16 protein-coding genes and 1 tRNA gene are annotated in these 20,064 nt (G+C 45.4%); 5 read left to right on the forward strand and 12 right to left on the reverse strand.

The window, feature by feature from the left end; genetic code table 11:
- Positions 1 to 173: 173 nt before the first annotated feature.
- A complete protein-coding gene (locus QZ918_RS10780) occupies positions 174 to 1,196 on the reverse strand; it encodes a hypothetical protein (protein ID WP_293334493.1) in 1,023 nt (340 codons plus the stop codon).
- A 249-nt stretch (positions 1,197 to 1,445) separates the two neighbouring features.
- Between QZ918_RS10780 and QZ918_RS10785 the strand changes: the two genes are divergently transcribed.
- Entirely contained in the window at positions 1,446 to 2,012 is a 567-nt protein-coding gene (locus QZ918_RS10785) for a hypothetical protein (RefSeq protein WP_293334496.1), read from the forward strand.
- Here QZ918_RS10785 and QZ918_RS10790 read toward each other — a convergent pair.
- The gene (locus QZ918_RS10790) at positions 1,981 to 2,157 is read right to left on the reverse strand and encodes a hypothetical protein (protein WP_293334499.1); all 177 of its coding nucleotides are present in this window, start codon (positions 2,155 to 2,157) and stop codon (positions 1,981 to 1,983) included. The two genes, QZ918_RS10785 and QZ918_RS10790, sit on opposite strands and share 32 nt — an antisense overlap.
- A gap of 209 nt (positions 2,158 to 2,366) precedes the next feature.
- Positions 2,367 to 2,627, reverse strand: a complete 261-nt coding sequence (locus QZ918_RS10795) for a hypothetical protein (protein WP_293334502.1) — start codon at positions 2,625 to 2,627, stop codon at positions 2,367 to 2,369.
- An 89-nt stretch (positions 2,628 to 2,716) separates the two neighbouring features.
- Here QZ918_RS10795 and QZ918_RS10800 point away from each other — a divergent pair, with 89 nt between their 5' ends.
- Positions 2,717 to 5,188, forward strand: a complete 2,472-nt coding sequence (locus QZ918_RS10800) for an ATP-dependent Clp protease ATP-binding subunit (protein ID WP_293145954.1) — start codon at positions 2,717 to 2,719, stop codon at positions 5,186 to 5,188.
- Between the two features lie 181 nt (positions 5,189 to 5,369).
- On the opposite strand, the gene QZ918_RS10805 is transcribed toward QZ918_RS10800, so the two are convergent.
- The 4 genes from QZ918_RS10805 to QZ918_RS10820 all read right to left on the reverse strand — a co-directional run bounded on the left by QZ918_RS10805 (position 5,370) and on the right by QZ918_RS10820 (position 7,513).
- Positions 5,370 to 5,768, reverse strand: coding sequence for a helix-turn-helix domain-containing protein (locus QZ918_RS10805; protein WP_293145951.1), 399 nt, complete (start codon positions 5,766 to 5,768; stop codon positions 5,370 to 5,372).
- Positions 5,769 to 5,838: 70 nt separating this feature from the next.
- On the reverse strand, positions 5,839 to 5,964 hold the full coding sequence (locus QZ918_RS10810) for a hypothetical protein (RefSeq protein WP_293145948.1): 126 nt from the start codon (positions 5,962 to 5,964) through the stop codon (positions 5,839 to 5,841).
- 58 nt (positions 5,965 to 6,022) lie between these two features.
- On the reverse strand, positions 6,023 to 6,223 hold the full coding sequence (locus tag QZ918_RS10815) for a ribbon-helix-helix domain-containing protein (protein WP_293334505.1): 201 nt from the start codon (positions 6,221 to 6,223) through the stop codon (positions 6,023 to 6,025).
- A gap of 213 nt (positions 6,224 to 6,436) precedes the next feature.
- The gene (locus tag QZ918_RS10820; RefSeq protein ID WP_293334508.1) at positions 6,437 to 7,513 is read right to left on the reverse strand and encodes an RNA-guided endonuclease InsQ/TnpB family protein; all 1,077 of its coding nucleotides are present in this window, start codon (positions 7,511 to 7,513) and stop codon (positions 6,437 to 6,439) included.
- Between the two features lie 184 nt (positions 7,514 to 7,697).
- On the opposite strand from QZ918_RS10820, the gene QZ918_RS10825 reads away from it, so the two are divergent.
- The gene (locus QZ918_RS10825) at positions 7,698 to 8,216 is read left to right on the forward strand and encodes a hypothetical protein (protein ID WP_293334511.1); all 519 of its coding nucleotides are present in this window, start codon (positions 7,698 to 7,700) and stop codon (positions 8,214 to 8,216) included.
- Positions 8,217 to 8,623: 407 nt separating this feature from the next.
- Here QZ918_RS10825 and QZ918_RS10830 read toward each other — a convergent pair whose 3' ends face one another.
- Positions 8,624 to 12,667 carry a hypothetical protein gene (locus tag QZ918_RS10830; RefSeq protein ID WP_293334514.1) on the reverse strand — a complete coding sequence of 1,348 codons (4,044 nt, stop codon included), beginning with the start codon at positions 12,665 to 12,667 and terminating at the stop codon, positions 8,624 to 8,626.
- A 107-nt stretch (positions 12,668 to 12,774) separates the two neighbouring features.
- On the opposite strand from QZ918_RS10830, the gene QZ918_RS10835 reads away from it, so the two are divergent.
- The gene (locus tag QZ918_RS10835) at positions 12,775 to 12,912 is read left to right on the forward strand and encodes a hypothetical protein (protein WP_293334517.1); all 138 of its coding nucleotides are present in this window, start codon (positions 12,775 to 12,777) and stop codon (positions 12,910 to 12,912) included.
- A gap of 355 nt (positions 12,913 to 13,267) precedes the next feature.
- Positions 13,268 to 18,217 (forward strand): DUF4347 domain-containing protein, encoded by a 4,950-nt coding sequence (locus QZ918_RS10840; RefSeq protein ID WP_293334520.1) that lies wholly within the window; start codon positions 13,268 to 13,270, stop codon positions 18,215 to 18,217.
- Positions 18,218 to 18,339: 122 nt separating this feature from the next.
- Here the strand turns inward: QZ918_RS10840 and QZ918_RS10845 are convergent, their stop codons facing one another.
- From QZ918_RS10845 to QZ918_RS10860, 4 genes are all read right to left on the reverse strand, one after another.
- Positions 18,340 to 18,468: a hypothetical protein gene (locus QZ918_RS10845; protein ID WP_293334523.1), complete on the reverse strand. Its 129-nt coding sequence runs from the start codon at positions 18,466 to 18,468 to the stop codon at positions 18,340 to 18,342.
- 88 nt (positions 18,469 to 18,556) lie between these two features.
- Positions 18,557 to 19,096, reverse strand: coding sequence for a peroxiredoxin family protein (locus tag QZ918_RS10850; RefSeq protein WP_293334526.1), 540 nt, complete (start codon positions 19,094 to 19,096; stop codon positions 18,557 to 18,559).
- 132 nt (positions 19,097 to 19,228) lie between these two features.
- Positions 19,229 to 19,828: a peroxiredoxin gene (locus tag QZ918_RS10855; protein ID WP_293145932.1), complete on the reverse strand. Its 600-nt coding sequence runs from the start codon at positions 19,826 to 19,828 to the stop codon at positions 19,229 to 19,231.
- 127 nt (positions 19,829 to 19,955) lie between these two features.
- A tRNA-Met gene (locus QZ918_RS10860) sits at positions 19,956 to 20,028 on the reverse strand.
- Positions 20,029 to 20,064: the final 36 nt, after the last annotated feature.

The raw sequence follows: 20,064 nt of genomic DNA on the forward strand, positions 1-20,064 counted from the left end.
CCTCACTACGAACCTAATTATTTTTACAATTTAAGTCTAATCTTTAGGAATTAAGAAGGACTAAAGTCCTCACTACGAACCTAATTATTTTTACAATTTAAGTCTAATCTTTAGGAATTAAGAAGGACTAAACTCCTCACTACGAACCTAATTATAGGTTCGTAGTGAGGACTTCAGTCCTCTCTTTTGACCGCGCCCTCAGACCAAACAGGTAATTGATTAATCTTTTCCAGCGTGATATCTACATACTTTTGACCGTCCGCCCCCACATTTTCCCCAAAATATCCATCATCGCCGTCGTGCTTGTGAGGGCCGCTGACAGCTTCTGCATGGCGGCCTTGCGAACGCGCTTGATTGAAAGGTGAAGTCGCGTACCAGTACCAGCGAGTGGGAAAAACGATGCCACCAATATCCTCAATTGTATCGCGAGTGCCACGAAAATGAAAAATGCGATCGGCTTCTGCAAAACCATTTTCTCCCGAAAACACGCCCCCAACCGAAACAACTGTAATTTCTGCATTCAGCCATTCTTTAAGATAACGAGTAGCACCTAAAGCAACTTGTGCGCCCCCGCTAGTGCCAATTAAAATAACTTGCAAAGGTTTTTGAGGATTAGCTGCAATCGGAGATTTAGCATTCATGCGATCGATAATTGCATTAGCAATTCCCTGATTGTATGCAAAACCGTAGCGATAATCTAGAGAAATTGCAAACCTCCAGAGATTGCGAATCTTGATGAATATGTCTCCCGCAATCGGCCCGATTTTTTCCTGTTCTGCAAACCGCCAAAAAGGAGCTAGCAACCGCTCTCCTCCCAAACTTTTGTTAGAAGCTGAATAAGGAAAAATATCGCCCACTGCTACGCACTGCGGGTGATTTTTAACTAAACGCTTGAGAAAAAACTCTTCTCCCGGTGTTAATTCGTTCCCCGAAAAATCGCCAACTCCCGGTAAAAAGATGATATAACAATTGATCGGCGAAGACTTGCGCGCTTCTAGATTCCCGTTGTTTGAGGGCAATATCCCCGGCGGATTTTTCTTGATACCCAAAGTTTCGGCACTTTGACCCAGCCACCAGATCACAGTTCCGATCGGCGAAAGAATGCCCCAAATTATCAGGATTACACCTGCAATGCTCAACAAATTTAAACTTCCCCCGCGCAGCCACGCAAGTATCTGCAAAATGAATCTTAGCATTTAATAAAATCTGGTAGAATGCCTGTTATACCAATTTAATGGGTCGTTGCACATATTCCGATCGCGCTTGGATCAAGGTACGTAGTTGCGCTTGGGCGCTCTTTATAATATTAGGAAAGAGCGCCCAAGCGCAACTACATACCTAATTTGTCTGGCGACAATAAAATTGCCCTGCTTATTCGGTGATTCTGCTGTATTAGAGCTTATTTTATCCAACTTGTCAACTATCTAGAGGAGCAGGGATTAAAGGTGAAGGGAGAAGATTCAATTACAGGTTTGCGGGCAACGCTTTGGAACGCACTTTCTTTGAACGGCAATTTTTATGAAAAAACTCCCTACACTGGCAAAACTAAGCGGATAGCTTTAACAATTGTAATTTTAGCAGCGGTGTCTCGTGTCTTGGGCAATGCTGTTATTTTGTTAATCAATCGAACTGAACTATCTGTGTTATTCTTAGCACTTTGGATAGATGGTTTGGCAGTCGTGGGTGGTTATTATTTTTGGAGTTTCACTATCTCGAAAATCGGGGACTGGCTGAAACCGGGTCACGTAACTTATGGGCAGTTGCTGGTGCCGATCGGATTTGCCTACGCCCCCCAAGTGCTGAATTTTTTAACGTTGATTCCGTTGCTGGGAGAAGGCATTGAGCGGATATTAGCTGTGTGGAGTTTGCTGGCTGTAATTGTGGCGGTTCGCCAAGGTTTGGATATTCAAACTCGCTGGGCGGCGTTAATTTGTCTGGTGGGTTGGCCGTTGATTCAAATTGCGATCGGCTTTGTGAAAGTTATTGAACAGTTGCTTGCACAATGGCTTTAAACAGTTGACAGTTGACAGTTGACAGTTGACAGTTGACAGTTGACAGTTGACAGTTGACAGCGAATTCTAAAATTAAGTCTGAGGATTGGAGTAATGAATAGTCTGATTTTAATTTCTCTATCAAAGGGCTGGGGCTTTCAACCAATTATTTCCGGTAAAATCAGGAAAGTCTTATGAGTTAAAAGGCAAAATCTCCGCAAAAAATGCTGAGTCTCAAGCCCTCGTAATTTATTGGGAAAGTAGGCGACTAATAGCAATTTAAAAACGCTGTCGATTTGGCCACAGGCGATCGCACGCCCGCAGCCGTCCCTTGACCTGTTAAAATAAAATTGCTTTAGGGTGCAATACTTTGGCTCAAAGCACGTGATTTGAAACAAAAGCATTCCCCGATCGCTCGAAGAGGCACTTTCGCTTGCCAATTTGAGAAAATGCTTGACACAGTGGCAGCCGCCAAGTAGAGTGAGATCCAATATTATTAGCCTTAATTTGCATTGCCACTTGTAGCTCGTATTGTAGAGCGTACTGCGAGACGGCAACCACACCCCTGCTATTCGGCTCTCCCCACTGTCCGCCCCTAATTACTAGCGATACATTGTTAAAGAAGGAAATACACAAAAATTTACATATATAATTTGTGTAGTATTTCAAATCGCTCCTCACCAGCAGCGATACAGCCCTCGCCAAGACAGTAGGAAGGAAAAAATATGTTTGAACGCTTTACAGAACAAGCCATTAAAGCAATAATGCTAGCCCAAGAGGAAGCGCGGCGCCTCGGTCACAATTTTGTAGGCACCGAGCAAATCCTTCTCGGACTCGTCGGCGAAGGCACTGGCATCGCTGCAAAAGTATTACTGGATATGGGCCTCAACTTGAAAGAGGCGCGCAATGAAATTGAAAATATCATCGGTAGAGGTTCCGGGTTTCTCCCGCCAGAAATTCCGTTTACACCCCGCGTCAAGCGCATTTTTGAGACGGCGTTGAATGAAGCGCGGCAGTTAGGTCACAATTACATCGGTACCGAGCACATTCTGCTTGGGTTGATTCAAGACGATGAAGGTGTGGCGGCGAAGGTGCTGCAAAACCTGGGGATCGATCGCCAGAGAGTCCGCACGCAAGTCATTCGTGCCGTGGGAGAAGTCGCGGCAATCCCCGGAGGCCGAGGAGATAGCGGTGGCGATCGCAAAATCCCAACTTTAGAAGAATTCGGCACTAACTTAACTAAGTTAGCAGCCGCCGGCAAACTCGATCCAGTCGTGGGTCGCGAAAATGAAATCGAGCGCGTGATCCAAGTGTTGGGGCGCCGCACGAAGAACAATCCAGTGTTAGTAGGCGAACCCGGAGTCGGCAAAACAGCCCTCGCCGAAGGCCTCGCCCAGCGGATTGTTAACAGAAACGTCCCGGAAATTTTAGAAGACAAACAAGTAATCAGCCTCGATATGGGTTCGCTGATTGCTGGTACAAAATTCCGAGGCGAATTTGAGGAACGGCTGACGAAAATCATGGCGGAAATTCGCGCGGCCGGCAATATCATTCTGGTAATCGATGAGATTCATACCTTAGTTGGTGCAGGCGCAATCCAAGGAAGCATGGATGCTTCCAATATGCTCAAACCAGCCCTCGCCCGAGGCGAATTGCAGTGTGTCGGCGCGACTACGTTGGACGAATACCGCAAGCACATCGAGCGCGATGCAGCCCTAGAACGCCGTTTCCAACCGATTAAAGTTGGAGAACCGAGTGTGGCTGAAACAATAGAAATATTGTACGGTTTGCGATCGGCCTACGAACAGCACCACCGACTGACAATTTCCGATGCAGCTTTAGAAGCAGCGGCTACACTGTCTGACAGGTACATTAACGATCGATTTTTGCCAGACAAGGCGATCGACTTAATTGACGAAGCAGGTTCTCGCGTGCACGTGCTGAACTCGCAAACCCCGCCCGAAGTTAAAGAACTCAAAAAACAACTTCCGTCCGTCAGTAAAGAAAAAGATGCTGCTGTGCGCGAACAAGACTTCGACAAAGCTGGTAAATTGCGCGATCGCGAATTAGAAATCGAAGCCCAAATCGCCGAAGCTACGATCAACAAAAGCCAAGTCAGAATCTCTCCCATCGTCACCGAAGAAGACATCGCCCACATCGTGGCAAATTGGACGGGAGTACCGGTTAGCAAGCTGACAGAATCGGAATCGGAATTGCTGCTGCACATGGAAGACACGCTGCACCAGCGCTTGATCGGTCAAGAAGAAGCTGTCAGCGCAGTTTCTCGGGCTATCCGCCGCGCGCGGGTTGGCTTGAAAAATCCCAATCGCCCGATCGCCAGTTTCATCTTTTCGGGCCCCACAGGCGTCGGTAAAACGGAACTGACAAAAGCCTTAGCAACATATTTCTTCGGTTCCGAAGAAGCGATGATTCGGTTAGATATGTCCGAATTCATGGAACGTCACACCGTATCTAAACTCATCGGTTCGCCTCCGGGTTATGTCGGCTACGACGAAGGCGGCCAACTAACAGAAGCAGTGCGGCGCCGTCCTTATACGGTAGTCTTGTTCGACGAAATCGAAAAAGCTCACCCGGATGTCTTCAACATGATGTTGCAAATCTTGGAAGACGGTCGTTTAACTGATGCCAAAGGTCGCACAGTAGACTTCAAGAATACGCTGCTGATCATGACATCAAACATCGGTTCGCGAGTCATTGAAAAAGGTGGCGGCGGTTTAGGTTTCGAGTTTGCTGAAAGTGCCGCAGACGGTCAGTACAACCGCGTTCGCAGCTTGGTAAACGAAGAATTGAAACAGTTCTTCCGTCCAGAATTTATCAACCGCTTGGATGAGATTATCGTCTTCCGCCAGTTGAACAAGGCAGAAATTAAGCAGATTGCTGACATCTTGTTGCAGGAAATTTTCAATCGCTTAACCGAACAGGGTATCACTTTGTCGGTGACAGACAAGTTCAAGGATTTGTTAGTTAAAGAAGGCTACAATCCCAGCTACGGTGCTCGACCTTTGCGCCGCGCCATCATGCGGTTGTTGGAGGATGTACTGGCTGAGGAAATGCTGTCTGGGAAGCTGAAAGACGGCCAAAGTGCGATCGTAGATGTGGATGAAAACGGTGTGGTTAAGGTGTTGCCCGGTGGCGAATCTGAACCGAGATTGCCGGAATTCGCCTTAAGCCATTAAGTGCGATGACAAAGCGATAAATAACATCTGATTAAAAACCCGGTTTCTTGCAGGAACCGGGTTTTTAATTTAAAAATACCAGTTTGTAGTGCAGTTTGTAGTGCGGACTTCAGTCCGCAAAATGAAAGCGGACTGAAGTCCGCACTACGAAATAAATCGCATTTTTTGGCATTAATCCTAATTAAATGAACAAACTAGCCGAAACTTTAAAATAATCGCCGAGTGCCTTAGCTTGTGCTTTGCTAATTGCCCGCTTGCCATTGACAACCTCAGAAACTACACCACTCGATCCAATAATGCCAACTAAGTCAGCTTGACGGGTGCCGCTGGCTTCCATGATGTGTTGCAAAATCTCGTGAGGCTCGGATTTGTCGATCGCATAGTTTTGCTCCTCGTAAACTTCAATTAAAGTTACCAATAACTTGTGTAAAGCTTTTTCTTCGGGAGTGCGGTTTTTGGCGAACGTCAGCCTCTGGGCGACTGCTAGGAGGCGATCGTATTCTTCCTCGGTTTCGATCGCCCGTGGAGCAACCTCTGCCAGCAAATGGCTATAATTAGCTCGATCGAAAGTAAGGGTCATTTTTCCATTTGTCCTTGTCGTATCAGGATGTCATAGATTCCTTCTGCTAAATAGGTGGTTAAACCTTGATTCATTGGAGAATTAGTTTTTGTTTGAGCCGATCGTAGTCGATTGCGGGCGATCGCACAAACTTTACCCAGAAGAATGGGTTTAAAACCTCATCCTTCGAGGGGGGAAATAAACCAAAATTATTCACTGTTTCAATCCTCAGACTTCTAGGTAGAGGTCGATCTCAAACTGTCAACTGTCAACTGTCAACTGTCAACTGTTAAATGTCGCCCCTGCTTTTCGTCAGACAAAGACTGCTGTTTTAGCAGTTTCTCCTCATGGTCTACAAGAGCTTTCTCTAACAGGAATGCTGCCAAATTGCTAGTGGATCGCCCTTCTTGCTGTGCCCATTCCTCAAGGCGAGTATAAATTCCGTCTGCTAAATATGTTGATAGGCGTTTGGTCATTAAAGATTCAGTTTTTCTCAATTTTAAGTGTATCGCCGATGATTTCGCACCAAGCTTATTGTGGATTCTGGTTTTGATTAGACGGCGGTGGCTGTTTTTGGATCTTTTCTTGATGTTCTCTAACAGCTTTCTGCTATACAAATACTAGACAAGTCTAGACATTTGCTTCTTACTTCATCGGGAGCATGGGAGCGGTTATCCCTCGGTAAGCTTTCACGGTTTAGCCAACCGTGATAAATTTATCGCTGCATTTAAATCCCTGTCCATCGAATGACCACAACTTGCACAATTATAAGTCCTTTCTTTTAGTGGCATATCTTGGATGTGTCCACAACTTGAACAGGTTTTGCTTGATGGAAACCAGCGATTAGCAACGATTATCTCACAACCAAACTTTTTAGCTTTGTACTCTAACTGACGTTGAAATTCATGGAATCCACAATCAGCTATTACCTGTGCTAGTTTGTGATTCTTTAGCATTCCACCGATATTCAAATCTTCTACTACTATTGTTGCGTGGTTTTTGCATAAGTAAGTAGTGACTTGATGTAGAGTGTTTTTCCTGAGATTTGCTATCTTTGCATGGTGTTTCGCTAACTGGATTTTAGCTTTATATCTATTTACAGAACCTTTGACTTTTCTCGCAAGAACTCTTGATAATCTCTTGAGTTTTGTGAGATGCGCTTTATAGTGCTTTGGGTTTGGAAATACTACGCCAGTTGAAAGGGTAGCCAACTCTTTTACTCCCAAATCTACTCCTACAATGTCATGACTTTTGACCGTTGGTTCGTGACTTTGTTCGTAAGCAAAAGCGATAAACCAATTGTCGGCAGTACGTGAGATGGTGATTGACTTACAGGTAGTGTGAGGCAATCCTTCGTGGGTTTTTACCCAGCCGATTGTTGGCAGCTTGATAGACGTACCGCCCACGGGTATCGGCTTGCCACCTGCATCAATCGTGAAAGAGTCGTGATGTCCTTTTTTTTTGAATTTGGGGTATCCACCCTTTTTAGAGAAGAAACGAGAAAAAGCATCACCTAAATTGTCAAAAGCATATTGAGTTATCTTCTGGCAAATTCCGGTCTCTTTTATCCATGTAAACTCAGGTTTCACATGATTGTTGAAGAATTTTTTGAGCAGGTATTTATTGGGCTTTAATCCATCTTTATAGAGATCGCTCCAAGTAGCCAGTCCCCAATTATAAGTAAACCTTGCTATTCCAGCGTGCTTACTCATGACCGTTTCTTGACTCTTATTTAGCTTTAGCTTTGTTTTGATGGATAAAAGCATTGCTCGACCTCCGACAGTTGATATTTCGCCCCTAAGCATTGTCTTTACTAACAATCCAAGGTTTTTGCGAATACACGCGAGTTTGAACAAGATGGTATATCGTAGATTTGTCTACAAGTGTACCACTTTGTCTATTTAATCACTACCTAGGTACTAACTCTAAAAATCAAAGAGAGCTATTACCATGATAAAACGTTCCAGCGACGAGAGCGAATTTTCTCGCGGCTATCAACAGGCTTTGGAAGAATTCGGCATCACACAACTTTTATCCTGCATTCGCAGCTACTCGGATGCGGATTTCGATGCCCAGCGGGTGCAGTTGCAGGAAAAAGAGGTCAAAAGCTTAGCGGGCCATCTAATCGAACAGTTGGCGGCCAACCTCACAGGCAGCCTCATCGCCAGTTATCTCGACATTCTCCGAAAAGCAGGTGCTAGGATAATTGCCGAATATTCTCCAAATCCGCAAGTAGCTGCACAGCCGGAAGATAATCTGCAAGTTACGAAAACCCCTGATTTATTAAAGCCGGATTGTGCTAAACCTTGGGTGATTGTGCGAGTTTTGTCGGATCCTCGAAACCACATTGTGGCGCGTTTCTGCAATCGCCAAGATGCGGACGATCATTTAAGGGCTTTGCGTCGGTTTGTGCGATCGGGAATTTTTGAAATTATGTTCGATCGCCCTTGCGAACCCGAGCGAGATTAAAGATTAACAGTGCTGCTTTATGGTGGGCTTCGGCCCATCTTCCCCTACAATTCTTTGCTGATTGTGGTTTAAGTTAGGCTCTCAAATCGCGGCGCAAAAAAAGGAATTTTTACCTATTGATTTGGGTTGATTTTTAAGGTATATTTTAGATAATGGAAGTGGTGACTTGAGTTTTAAAATTGCCACCACTTCCATTATGATATAATACCTTTTTGAGCGGAGAATGTCAAGCTTTTGACCCAAAAAAAAGGGCGTTTTTTTTACATTTTATCAGAAAAAAATATAGTTTTGGGAAGCTCGCTCTTGGGGCGCAACAGGATTTGAATAGAGCAACCGCAGATGTCATGCAGATAGACGCAGATTAACGCAGATATGAAGAAGGGAGTAAGAAGTCTATTGCGGAAAACTTAATCCCAAGATTGCAATTGTACAACCCAATGCTGCACGAAAGCCGAAATGCGATCGCGCCGCGTCTCAAAAGTAGCAGCAATCCAGATAAATACAATCCCAAAAGCCAAGCCAATTGCCCATTTAATCAGGGGATAGTCAAAAATCAGCACCACCAACTGATAGAAAACATTGATTAAGAAAATTCCTGTCCCCACAAACAAAAATGCCCGCACTCGCAGCGCTAAACCGGCTGCAATCGCTACCAAGCTAAAAAATCCTGCAACTAAACCGTGGTTGTGCTGAGTCAAAAGAGGTATCCCGCAAATCACCGCTGTGGCTAAGATTCGCAGGTTGTGGCGGAGGGTTTTTTGGGCTGGGAGTTGCAAAGCGCGATCGTACTGAGCAACATATAGGAAAGAAAGTCCTAAGGGTGTAAAATACCATTCGGGTTGAGTCAATCCGATTTGTCCAAACCAGCGCAGCAATACCCAGTCAATTATCGCTACACTCACGTAGGTAAAACGGACTTCGCGCTTTTCCCAAGCTAGGAAAACATAAAAGGCGGCAGCTATGAGGAAGCTAATCGGATAAAACTTAGCGGGACTTTCCACAATCGCGATAATGGGAATTACAGAAGCGATTATTTTCCAGGGATTTTTTGACCAACCCCAGCGCTCCCAAGGTAAGATGTAAATGAAATAGGCAAATAGAGAAGCGATCGCAACTTTCCACGGCCCGAGTGGCCCGGAAATGTACTTAACTAAAGGTGTATTGATCCAGTAAAGCCGGATGCCAAAGGCTTCTACCCATCCTAAGTAAATCCAAATGTCTGCCCATTGGCGATCGAGATTGTTTCGCCCTTGCAGGAAAGCGTATTGTACTAATAGAGCACCAGTGACTAATCCTAAATTTAGCCCGGATTTAATATCGTAGATTGAAGCTAAAATCAGGAGTAAGCTGCTAAAAGCCCAGTGCAGGTGAGCAAATATGTTTACTTCGGCATTGGTTAAACGTAAATAGCTGCTCAGCCAAGGAGATAAAATCCGATAGATGTATGTTAAAGTTGTGCCGAGAGTTGCTAGCACAATTAAGCCGTCGCCAAAAGCTCCTCCTCGTGTTTGGGAAAGTTGATATAGTAGGGATTCGTAAGCGGATGCTGATACGCCAATTAATCCTAAATAAATCAAAGGTTTAAATTCTTGCTGCCGCCTACCAATGCCGATCGCAATTAAAGACGCACCCAACGAGATTAAACCTGTACTATTGGTAAAGGTGTGCGATCGCAAAATCAAACCCAATACGCCGTAAAGTAGAGGTATCGCGTGAATGCTGGGTAAAATTTGGCGGTAGTCGGGGTTGCGCCACCGCCACCAATCGCCTAACAATTGCGTAACTAAGCCTAAGGCAATATTCGCGACTGCCAAATTAATCGTATTGCGTCCAATAAAGCTCAAACCGAGTGCTGTCAGCAACTCCAAACTCCAAGCCAAGGCATAAATTGCCAGCGGTGAAAGTTCGCTCAAACTTCGGAAAACAATTGCAACTACAGTTACCAAAGTAGCAGCCAGCACTTGAGTAGAGGCTGGTAAACTCAAGGTAGTGCGTGAATCGTAGAGTTGCAAGGAATAAAGAGTGATGTTTGTCAACAGCAAGCTGGTGAGTAAGATTGCCCAACCATCCAAAGCTCGATCGTAAATTTCAGCTAATGGGGAAGGTTCGGGCAAGGTGCTAGAATAACGAACGATCGTGCTGCGAAGCAACCAGAGACACAAAAGTGCGATCGCCCCAGCAATTGCCCAAGCCCAACCAGACAAAAATCCTAATTGATAAATTACCGCTGCTACGAAGCTGATGCCAAATCCGACTTGGATCGCAGCGGCTGGTAGTTCAATTAAATAGTAAGTATTGACTAACATCAACAGTGCAGCCAAGCCGAAACCGATTAACCTGTATACCGGAGAGTCAAAAATCAGCAATTGTGCGATGATTAGCGCGATCGAACTCAAGGTACTTGCAAGTTGTTTGTGCGAAGTTTCACTATATTTAGCAACAGCAGTCAAAGCCAAAGGAGTCGCCAGCCACATCAAACCTGACTGAGAGTGCATATTGCTGTACAGCAAAATAAAGCTCAATCCTGCCAAAACCAATCCCAGATACCAGGAACTTTGGAATAATGCAGGATGCCAGCGAAAGAATGCAGAACTTTCTTTGGTATTTGCCGATTTCATCCAGACAAAAAATCCCCATTCCGCCACCATCAAGATCAATAAAATTCCTGCCCAAACATTCTCTTTCTGGTTTGGCAAAAACAAGTCAATTCCCGAAGTGAAGCAGCACAAACCAGTAATGTGAGTCAGCAAAACCCACAATGCCGGATTTCCCTTGGAATCAACAGCAGAAACAGGCATCCCCACGAGTGGGGACTTCTCGGGAATTACGTATTCCCAAGCAATCCAACCTAAAGTTAGAGTAGAAATTAGTAAATTGAGCGATCGCCAAAACGGATTGACTGCACTAATAATAGTTAAAACACTGCCCAAACCCAGAGCAAGATTTTCGCCAAAATGGGCAAGTGGAAACTTTCGCGATCGGTAGAGCCACTGCGCCGCACTTACCGTTAAAATTAAATAAGGCAATAGCAAAACACCCCAAAAAGACAAAGGAGTTTGCCCGGGGTTGGTATTGCTAAGCTGATTTAAAACAGCAATAAATTGTGTTTGAATCGCTAAAGGAACTACTCGCCAAACCAGCCAAATGCTTTGAAGTCCCACGGCGAAAAGCATTAGCAAATCCAACTTTTGCCAAAACCGCACTAAGCGGTTATAAAAAAACCAAACAGCCAAGGCGCTAATTGCGATCGCCTGTAGGGGAATTTCGCGAAAACAAACCAGCCACCCCAAACCTAACAAACCCCCTCCGGCTAATTGCCAGTTAAAAAAGTTGCCGGGATTTTGCTCGTTGGATATATTGTTTCTAGTGGTTCCAGATGCAAGGGATTGCGGCCAATCCAGCCACGCTAAAAGTACGCCGCAAATTCCCAAGGCTAAACCCATTTCATGGATGTTGACATCCTTGACAAATATCGCCCGACCCAGTAAAATCCCCAAAGAATAAGCTACTAAAGCGGCTTTTTTGTAAGTCAAAAAATCTCGGCTGGAACTGAAAGCAGTAGGGAAAGTTTCAGTGTTTCCCCGACGTGTGATATATTGTACCCGTTGTTGCTGAACTTGATAAACCGTAGCAGCAGTAGTTCCCACCGTACCCAAGTAAACCGCAACTAGGGCAAACCCTCCAAATCCCCAACCCCAGTGCAAATAACTCAATCCCAAGTGATTGAGGGCGATCGAGGTAGTTACATTTTTCCCCCACAAACTTTGATACTGATCTTTAATAATTCCGCGCGTTATCCAAGTCAAAATAAATGCAGCGACGGTGGCGACTGCCCAATCCCAAGGATATTTCCACAATCCAAAGGTGTCCATCGCCCAAAAATTTATCGGCACTAGCAACAGAGTAACTTCTTGCAAAGTTTGAGCAGTCAAATGTAAATTAGACTGTTTTTTTGCCCAACTAGCGATCGCCCAAAAAGTTAAAGTATAAGCTAACAAAACTCCATATTGTCCGGCAGCAGGAAATTTTTCCCACTGACTGGCAGCCAAGACTCCTGAGGAGACAACTACCATGAAGACTCCTAAAAACAACAGCCACACAACGCTAATTTCGGCGATGAGCGACTGCAAAATTTGAGAGACAAAAGTTGGGGTTTGAGGGGTTTCTGTCCGCTCGGCAACCTTTTTTGTGGTTCTGGGTAAAGCTTTTTGTGTGGATGTCGCCGCTACTTGCGGTTCGGGAATAGGAGAGTTGGCGCGATCGTCAATTTCAGAAAGGCCCACAGCGGGCTCGGGCAGCGGGCAGACTAAATGCTGGCTGCACAATTGCTCAACCTCAGCGGGCGAAATCAAGCCTAGCCGCAGCCACGCATCCAAACCCGTCAACAACTGAGGATTCGAGGCTGAGATGCTGAATTCTATTTTGCTCGATCGACCTTTGGGAGACGACATCGGCTTAAACTGCTACTAGCTACATTCCAGCTATAGCCTAGATTTCTGCCGATCGCACATCTCCACATTCCGCCCTAACAATTGGCACAATGAGTATTTATTACTAGATGAGCGATCGGGCGATCGCAGGAGTTTTATCTGTTTTTATTAAGATAGTTGGGGTTAAAAGTGCGATCGTCTGCGAGGGCTTCGCGATCGAGGTGATGACATCACTTCGATCTACCTCGGATTTATTTGGGATTTAACAAACCTCAGTTTTCCTCAGTTTTCCTCAATAGCGATCGATCGCCCTGCTAACAAACCTCATATTTCCTCAGGAAATACCAGGATAATTCTTATTACTTAGTCATCGATCGTACTTGTTGTAAAAGTCATTACTTATATATTATATATTTTTGTAAAATAATCGCTCAAGTGCGCTCTACCTGTTTATATTGGGTTCACAGAAATCGGTTATCTTCATTTTAGTCAGCGGTGCAGTGCTATATATTTTAACCCAAAAAGGTTTGAGTATTCAAACCTTAGAGGGCTTTTATTGCAAATTTTGACCGATTAACTTCAGTAATAGTCGTTTCATTTTTTACAAAGAGCAGGTGTGTTATGCCAACCAAATTAATCAGCCAAGTGTCCGCAAGGGCGATCGTATTTATCGACAGCCAAGTCGAAGATTATCAAAGCCTGATGGCAGGCGTGATGCCCGGAACCGAAGCAATAGCGATCGACTCCCGTGCCGATGGAGTCGCGCAAATCACTCAAGTATTAACAAATCGCACCAAACTTGACAGCATTCACATCGTTTCTCACGGCAGTCCCGGCTGCTTGCAACTCGGAAAAACTCAACTTTGCAGCAGCAATCTAGAAACTTATCGCAAGCAATTGCGACAGTGGCGGCACGCTTTAAATCTTTATGCAGACATCCTGATTTACGGTTGCAACGTAGCAGCAGAAACCGAATCGGACAATACTGACTCTGAAGCAAATTCCACCAACGAATTAGACTCTTTTAAAACAGGCATAAATAGCGCCAACTTCCTCCAACGCATGGCGGCACTCACCGGAGCAAATATTGCCGCATCTACCAATCTCACCGGCAGTGCAGCCAAAGGTGGAGACTGGGAATTGGAATACACAACCGGAGATATTTCTGCTTCTCTAGCATTCAAACCGGAAACTTTAGCAACTTACAATAATGTTCTCCCACTTTTCGATCCAGCAACAAACTTTCCCGTAGGATTTAGCCCCTGGGCTGTAGCTAACGGTGACGTTAACGGAGACACTTTCCCCGATCTAGCTGTTACCAACTATCACAGTCATAATGTGTCAATACTTTTGGGTAACGGCATGGGTGGCTTCAGTCCCGCCACCAACTTTAGCGTCGGCGGAACCAAGCCAGTTCCCGTCGTTATTCAAGACTTTAACGGTGATAATTTCCCCGACTTAGCTGTAGGAAACTGGGAAACAGTTGATGTCTCAATACTGTTAGGCAATGGCCGAGGTAGCTTTGGTTCTCCCACTAGCTTTCCGGTATCACTACGTCCCAGTTCCATAGCTGTCGGAAACTTCAACAACGACAGCTTCCCTGACATGGCTGTCACTAACAGGAGTAGCGATCAAGTCTCAATTTTGTTGGGCGATGGTACGGGTCGCTTTAGTTCTCCCAGGACTTTTAATGTGGGATTTAGTCCCAGATTCGTAGCTGTGGGCAATTTCAACGGTGATAATTTTTCCGACTTGGCTGTAGCGAACGAAGACTCTAACAACGTATCAATTTTATTGGGGAATGGTACGGGTAGCTTTGCTCCTGCTACCAATTTTAGTGTCGGATCTAGTCCGTGGTCCGTTGCCGTAGCTAAATTTAACGGCGATAACTTTTCCGACTTAGTTGTCACAAATCAACAATCTAATAACGTCTCAATTTTGTTAGGAAATGGGGCTGGAGGTTTTGGGCCTGCCAACAACTTTAGCGTTGGAACAACGCCGAAAACTGTCGCTGTGGGAGACTTTAACACCGATAATTTCCTCGATTTAGCGGTGCCGAATGCCGACTCTAACAACATCTCAATTTTATTGGGCGATGGTACGGGTAAGTTTGGAAATCCTATCAACTTTAACCTGGGAATTGCTCCCCTGACTGCAACTGTCGGAAACTTTAACGCTGACAGCTTGCCCGACATAGCGGTAACAAACGTGAATTCCGCAACCAACAGTAGTCCTGCTTACATCTCAGTTTTGCTGAATTCTCTTAACATAAATTTCCAATCTCCCACCTACAGCGGCACAGAAGGAAATGCAGACACAGTAGTGAACATTCCTGTGACGCTCGATCGAGTTCCCACTCAAAACATCACCGTACCGATTAAACTCGGTACAGTCCCCGCTGGCAGTACCGCCGCGACTGAAGGTACTGACTTCATCCTTAATACTACCTCCGTCACCTTCCTCGCAGGCGCTACAGGTACAGCTTTAACTCAAAACGTTGCTGTCACCGTCAAACCCGACAACTTAGCAGAAAACGACGAAAAAGTTGTCCTAAACTTTGGAACAATTACAGGTGCAAGTGCCGGCATAATCCCTCAAACAACCCTAACAATTCCAGCGAACGATCGCATAATTTACGATATTGCAACCACTTCTCCCACAGTCATCGAAGGCAATTCTAGCACGACTCCACTAACATTTACCGTCAGCCGCAGCGGCAATACAGACGCAGCCAGCAGCGTCAATTATATCATTGATGGAACTGCCAATAACGGCAGCGATTACAACAATATCGGCGGCACTTCGGGGGGAACCAGCACAACAGGTATAATACTTTTTGGAGCGGGAGTTTTATCGAAAACTATTACCGTTGATGTCATAGGCGACACCGTAGCAGAACCCAATGAAACTATTACCGTTAGCTTATCAAATCCGGTTGGCTCTGGTTCTATTGCCAGTTTTGGTACAAGCGTTGCCACAAGCACGATCGTTGATGATGAAACTTTGGGTATTGCTGTTACTCCGACTAGCGGATTAGTCACCACCGAAGCAGGCGGCACAGCCAACTTTTCAGTAGTCCTCCAAACTCAGCCTACTGCACCTGTTACTATCGCGATCGACAGTTCTAAACCTTCGGAAGGAACAGTCTCTACTAATAGTTTGACCTTCACGGCAAATACCTGGAATGAACCGCAGACAGTAACAGTTACAGGTGTTGATGATAGCGTAGTTGACGGTACTCAAACTTACAGCATTATTACGGCTGCTGCTGTCAGTCTCGATCGCAATTACAACAATCTCAATCCTGCCGATGTCAGCATCATTAATACCGATAACGACACCCTAACGCCAACTCCAACACCAACTCCGACAATTTCCCCAACTCCCACAATTTCCCCAACGCCAACAATTTCCCCAACTCCGACAATTTCCCCAACGCCAACAATTTCCCCAACTCCGACAATTTCCCCAACTCCAACAATTTCACCAACTCCGACAATTTCACCAACGCCAACAATTTCCCCAACTCCAACAATTTCACCAACTCCGACAATTTCACCAACGCCAACAATTTCACCAACGCCAACAATTTCCCCAACTCCGACAATTTCCCCAACGCCAACAATTTCCCCAACTCCGACAATTTCCCCAACGCCAACAATTTCCCCAACTCCGACAATTTCCCCAACGCCAACAATTTCACCAACTCCAACAATTTCACCAACTCCGACAATTTCCCCAACTCCGACGCCAATCAAAATCAACCGCGCACCTGTACTTAATTACAGCCTGGATACCACCCCGTGGCATTACCAATTCCTAAAAACCAGCAATTCATCACAGTTTGAATACACTTTCCCGCAGAATACCTTCACAGATTCCGATCCTGGAGATACTCTGACTTATTCAGCTACTTTGATAGACGGAAGTCCCCTACCGAGTTGGCTGAATTTCAATCCAAATACTCGCACTCTCAGCGGCAAAAGTCCGACACTTCAAAGCCTCCGCATTAAGTTAACGGCAACCGATAAATCTGGTGCGAGTGCGAGCGACAATGAAGGAATGTTGATAACTGTTAGCTGTCGTGGCGTAGTCATTGACGGTTACATTTCCGGTTCAACTCTGTTCTTTGACGCTAACAAAAATAACGTCCGCGATGACAATGAACCATTCACTACTACTGACGGCAATGGTGGTTTTGAATTAGACATTCCCTTCGATAAGTTTGACACTAACAAAAATGGCCAACTCGAACAATCGGAAGGCAATATTGTTGCTGTTGGTGGCTTCGATACTGCGACTGGTTTGCCGCTGGAAACACCTGTATCTGCACCGCCAGATTCTACAGTTGTCACGCTGTTGACAACTCTCGTAGCAGATTTGATGACTCAGGGAATTTCCCAAAATGAAGCGGAATCGAAAGTCAAAGCTGCTTTGGCAATTCCAGCAAGTGTGGATTTGACCGATTTAGATCCAATTGTTGCTACTAAAAACAGTCAATCTGGCGGTGTTGAAACTTTGGCAGCAATGGTAAAAGTCCAAAACTTGATTACCCAAACTGCCACCTTTATTGATGGTATTTCCACCGCTGGTTATCCAGCCATTAATAAAGGTGTTGTCAGTGCGATCGCCAATCAAGTTCAATTCGGTACTAAATTGGACTTAACTAATCCGGCACAGCTATCCGCAATTATCCAGCAAGCTGTTGCCAATACCAAACAGGTTGACTCGAATCTCAACAGCCAAAAATTACTCTCAATTGCCCCGCAAGTCGCCCAGGTAATGGCCCAGGCGAATCAAAAGGTCGATCGAGTTATTGTTAACTTTTTGCCGAATTGGATTCCTGCTGAAATGGCTCGCGTCCAAAAAGTCGCACTCAGGGATACTGCATTGGATTTAAAAGCAGTTGCAGCGGGCATCAAACCCATTTCTGAGGTGGTTGCCGAAAATACTGGTACTGCTTTAGATGCGAAGATTCAAGGCACTGCGGCGCCTGAAATACCTGCAAGTGCGATCGCGACTGGCGACATTACACCTGTCAGCAATTCGATCGATTCGGCTGTGGGTACGAATGGGGATGATACTTTAATTGGCAGTAATGCTAACGATTTCATCAGCGGCAAACGCAGCAACGATTCCCTTGACGGCAGCCTCGGTGACGACACGATTTACGGCGGCAAGGGCAGCGATACGATCGTTGGCGGTAACGGTGAAGATATCTTGTTTGGCGATCGAGGATTTGACAGTCTCATCGGCGGTGAAGGCAACGATACCCTCTACGGCGGTAAAGGCAACGATACCCTGATTGGAGGCCTCGGCAACGATTGTTTAATTGGAGGTGCCGGTAGCGATTACTTTGTACTATCTGCCGATCGTGCGATCGATACAATTGTCGATTTTGAGGATGGAAAAGATTTGATTTTCCTGACTAACGGCTTGACTTTTGCACAATTAGATGTTAGTCAAAGTAATGCTGCAACTTTGATTAAGCTATCATCCAACGGGCAAGTTTTAGCTTCCTTAACTGGGGTAAATGCTGGGGCGATCGACACCACTGATTTTCTGTATTAAAAAGGTTCGTAGTGCGGACTTCAGTCCGCTCTATCTTGCAGTAAGGTGCGTCGCTTGCAGAAAATCTCAACTGATTTTCTGTATTAAAAAGGTTCGTAGTGCGGACTTCAGTCCGCTCTATCTTACACTAAGGTGCGTCGCTTGCAGAAAATCTCAACCAAAATCCAAAATTCCACAGCGACGCACCTTACCAGAAAGAATTGGTTGAAAGCCTCTGGCTTGGGCATAGAAATTAAAATCAGACTATTCATTACTCCAATCCTCTGACTTTTAGCCAGAGGTCAACTGTCAACTGTCAACTGTCAACTGTTGAACCAACCACTAGCTACAAACCGTGCTCTAATTTGGCAGAGAGTTCAGCAAAGTTTCCACACTAGCATTGTGGTCTATGAACGAAAACAAATGTTTAAATAGGAGTTTGCCCTCTGCATCCAAAACAAACTGAGCCGGCAAAGGAGCACCCAAAGCCTGACCGGTTTCATAGGCCCGAAATACTTGACAGCTTGGATCCGACAGCAGAGGCATTTTCAAGCCTAAATCTCTCACAACGATTTGGCTTTGCCGGTCGTCGGTGCTAGTTACCATCAATAATTCTATATTGCGATCGGCAAACTGTTCCCACTTTTGATTCAAAGCTTTAATGTGAGGAAAACAGAAAGGACAATATTGCTTTTCAGTAAAAATCCGCGTAAAAGCCAGAACTACCGGCTTATCGCCCCGATAGTTCGACAGCCGCACCAATTTGCCATTATTAATATCCGGCAATTCAAAATCTGGTGTCCTCTGTCCCAGCTTCAGAAGATTAGTCGCGGGAACAGGCAATAAATTTTGGAAAAACCGCTGATTTAACAAGCCGCTAAAATCAGTAGAAGTCAGCATATTTGCTAATTTGGGAATGGGGAATTGAGCATCGCTGCACTGGGCGAAGCGAAGCGGAGGGATTGGGCATTGCACCGAAAGTTTCGAGGGCGGACACTCACAGGCGCCGCCCTACAACTCAAAACGATCGAGTTAGACAGCAGCAAAGAATACTTTGGACTTAACTGGATCGGGTGTCATGGTTTTGTCACCGGGCTGCCAGCCAGCGGGACAAACTTCATCGGGGTGAGACTGGACGTGTTGGATAGCTTGCAGAGTGCGGAGAGTTTCGTCTACGTTACGGCCGAAGGCAAGGTTGTTGATAGTAGAGTGTTGGATGATGCCTTCTTTGTCGATGATGAACAGACCTCTGAGGGCAATACCTGCTTCTGGGTCGAGGACGTTGTAGTCGGAACTGATGGTTTTTTTGAGGTCAGCTACTAACGGATAGTTGAGGTCGCCGACACCGCCGGATTTGCGGTCTGTTTGTATCCAAGCGAGGTGAGAGAATTCGCTGTCAACTGAGACGCCGAGGATTTCGGTATCGATTTTCTTGAAGTCCTCATGGCGATCGCTAAATGCTGTAATCTCAGTTGGGCACACAAAGGTGAAGTCCAAGGGGTAGAAGAACAGGACTACATACTTTTTGCCTTTATAGTCTGACAGTTTAACTGTCTTGAATTCCTGATCCACTACGGCTGTTGCTGCGAAATCGGGTGCAGCTTGACCAACCCGGAGGCATTCACTTGTCATAGATTTTGTTTCCTTTTTTACGAACTGTTACAAATATATCATACTCATAACGACTACAAGTATGTTCTCGGCAAGTCTAAAAAATCACGCTCTCAAAATAGAGAGCGTGATTTTTTCTATTAAATCATGGCTCAGGCGGGATTTGAACCTGCGACCTTGGGCTTATGAGTCCCCTGCGCTAACCACTGCGCCACTGAGCCAAACTTACTTCACGATTTACCATCGTAGCATGGTAG

This window comes from Microcoleus sp. CAWBG58 (genome assembly GCF_020883045.1).
In the GTDB taxonomy this organism is placed as follows: domain Bacteria; phylum Cyanobacteriota; class Cyanobacteriia; order Cyanobacteriales; family Microcoleaceae; genus Microcoleus.

What these genes read in the sequence shown, in the direction of transcription:
- QZ918_RS10780 (WP_293334493.1), bottom strand. Translation starts at nt 1,196, where the DNA reads ATGCTAAGATTCATTTTGCAGATACTTGCGTGGCTGCGCGGGGGAAGT.
- QZ918_RS10850 (WP_293334526.1), bottom strand. Translation starts at nt 19,096, where the DNA reads ATGCTGACTTCTACTGATTTTAGCGGCTTGTTAAATCAGCGGTTTTTC.
- QZ918_RS10825 (WP_293334511.1), top strand. Translation starts at nt 7,698, where the DNA reads ATGATAAAACGTTCCAGCGACGAGAGCGAATTTTCTCGCGGCTATCAA.
- QZ918_RS10830 (WP_293334514.1), bottom strand. Translation starts at nt 12,667, where the DNA reads ATGTCGTCTCCCAAAGGTCGATCGAGCAAAATAGAATTCAGCATCTCA.
- QZ918_RS10800 (WP_293145954.1), top strand. Translation starts at nt 2,717, where the DNA reads ATGTTTGAACGCTTTACAGAACAAGCCATTAAAGCAATAATGCTAGCC.
- QZ918_RS10815 (WP_293334505.1), bottom strand. Translation starts at nt 6,223, where the DNA reads ATGACCAAACGCCTATCAACATATTTAGCAGACGGAATTTATACTCGC.
- QZ918_RS10840 (WP_293334520.1), top strand. Translation starts at nt 13,268, where the DNA reads ATGCCAACCAAATTAATCAGCCAAGTGTCCGCAAGGGCGATCGTATTT.
- QZ918_RS10845 (WP_293334523.1), bottom strand. Translation starts at nt 18,468, where the DNA reads ATGAATAGTCTGATTTTAATTTCTATGCCCAAGCCAGAGGCTTTCAAC.
- QZ918_RS10835 (WP_293334517.1), top strand. Translation starts at nt 12,775, where the DNA reads ATGAGCGATCGGGCGATCGCAGGAGTTTTATCTGTTTTTATTAAGATA.
- QZ918_RS10820 (WP_293334508.1), bottom strand. Translation starts at nt 7,513, where the DNA reads ATGCTTTTATCCATCAAAACAAAGCTAAAGCTAAATAAGAGTCAAGAA.
- QZ918_RS10805 (WP_293145951.1), bottom strand. Translation starts at nt 5,768, where the DNA reads ATGACCCTTACTTTCGATCGAGCTAATTATAGCCATTTGCTGGCAGAG.
- QZ918_RS10855 (WP_293145932.1), bottom strand. Translation starts at nt 19,828, where the DNA reads ATGACAAGTGAATGCCTCCGGGTTGGTCAAGCTGCACCCGATTTCGCA.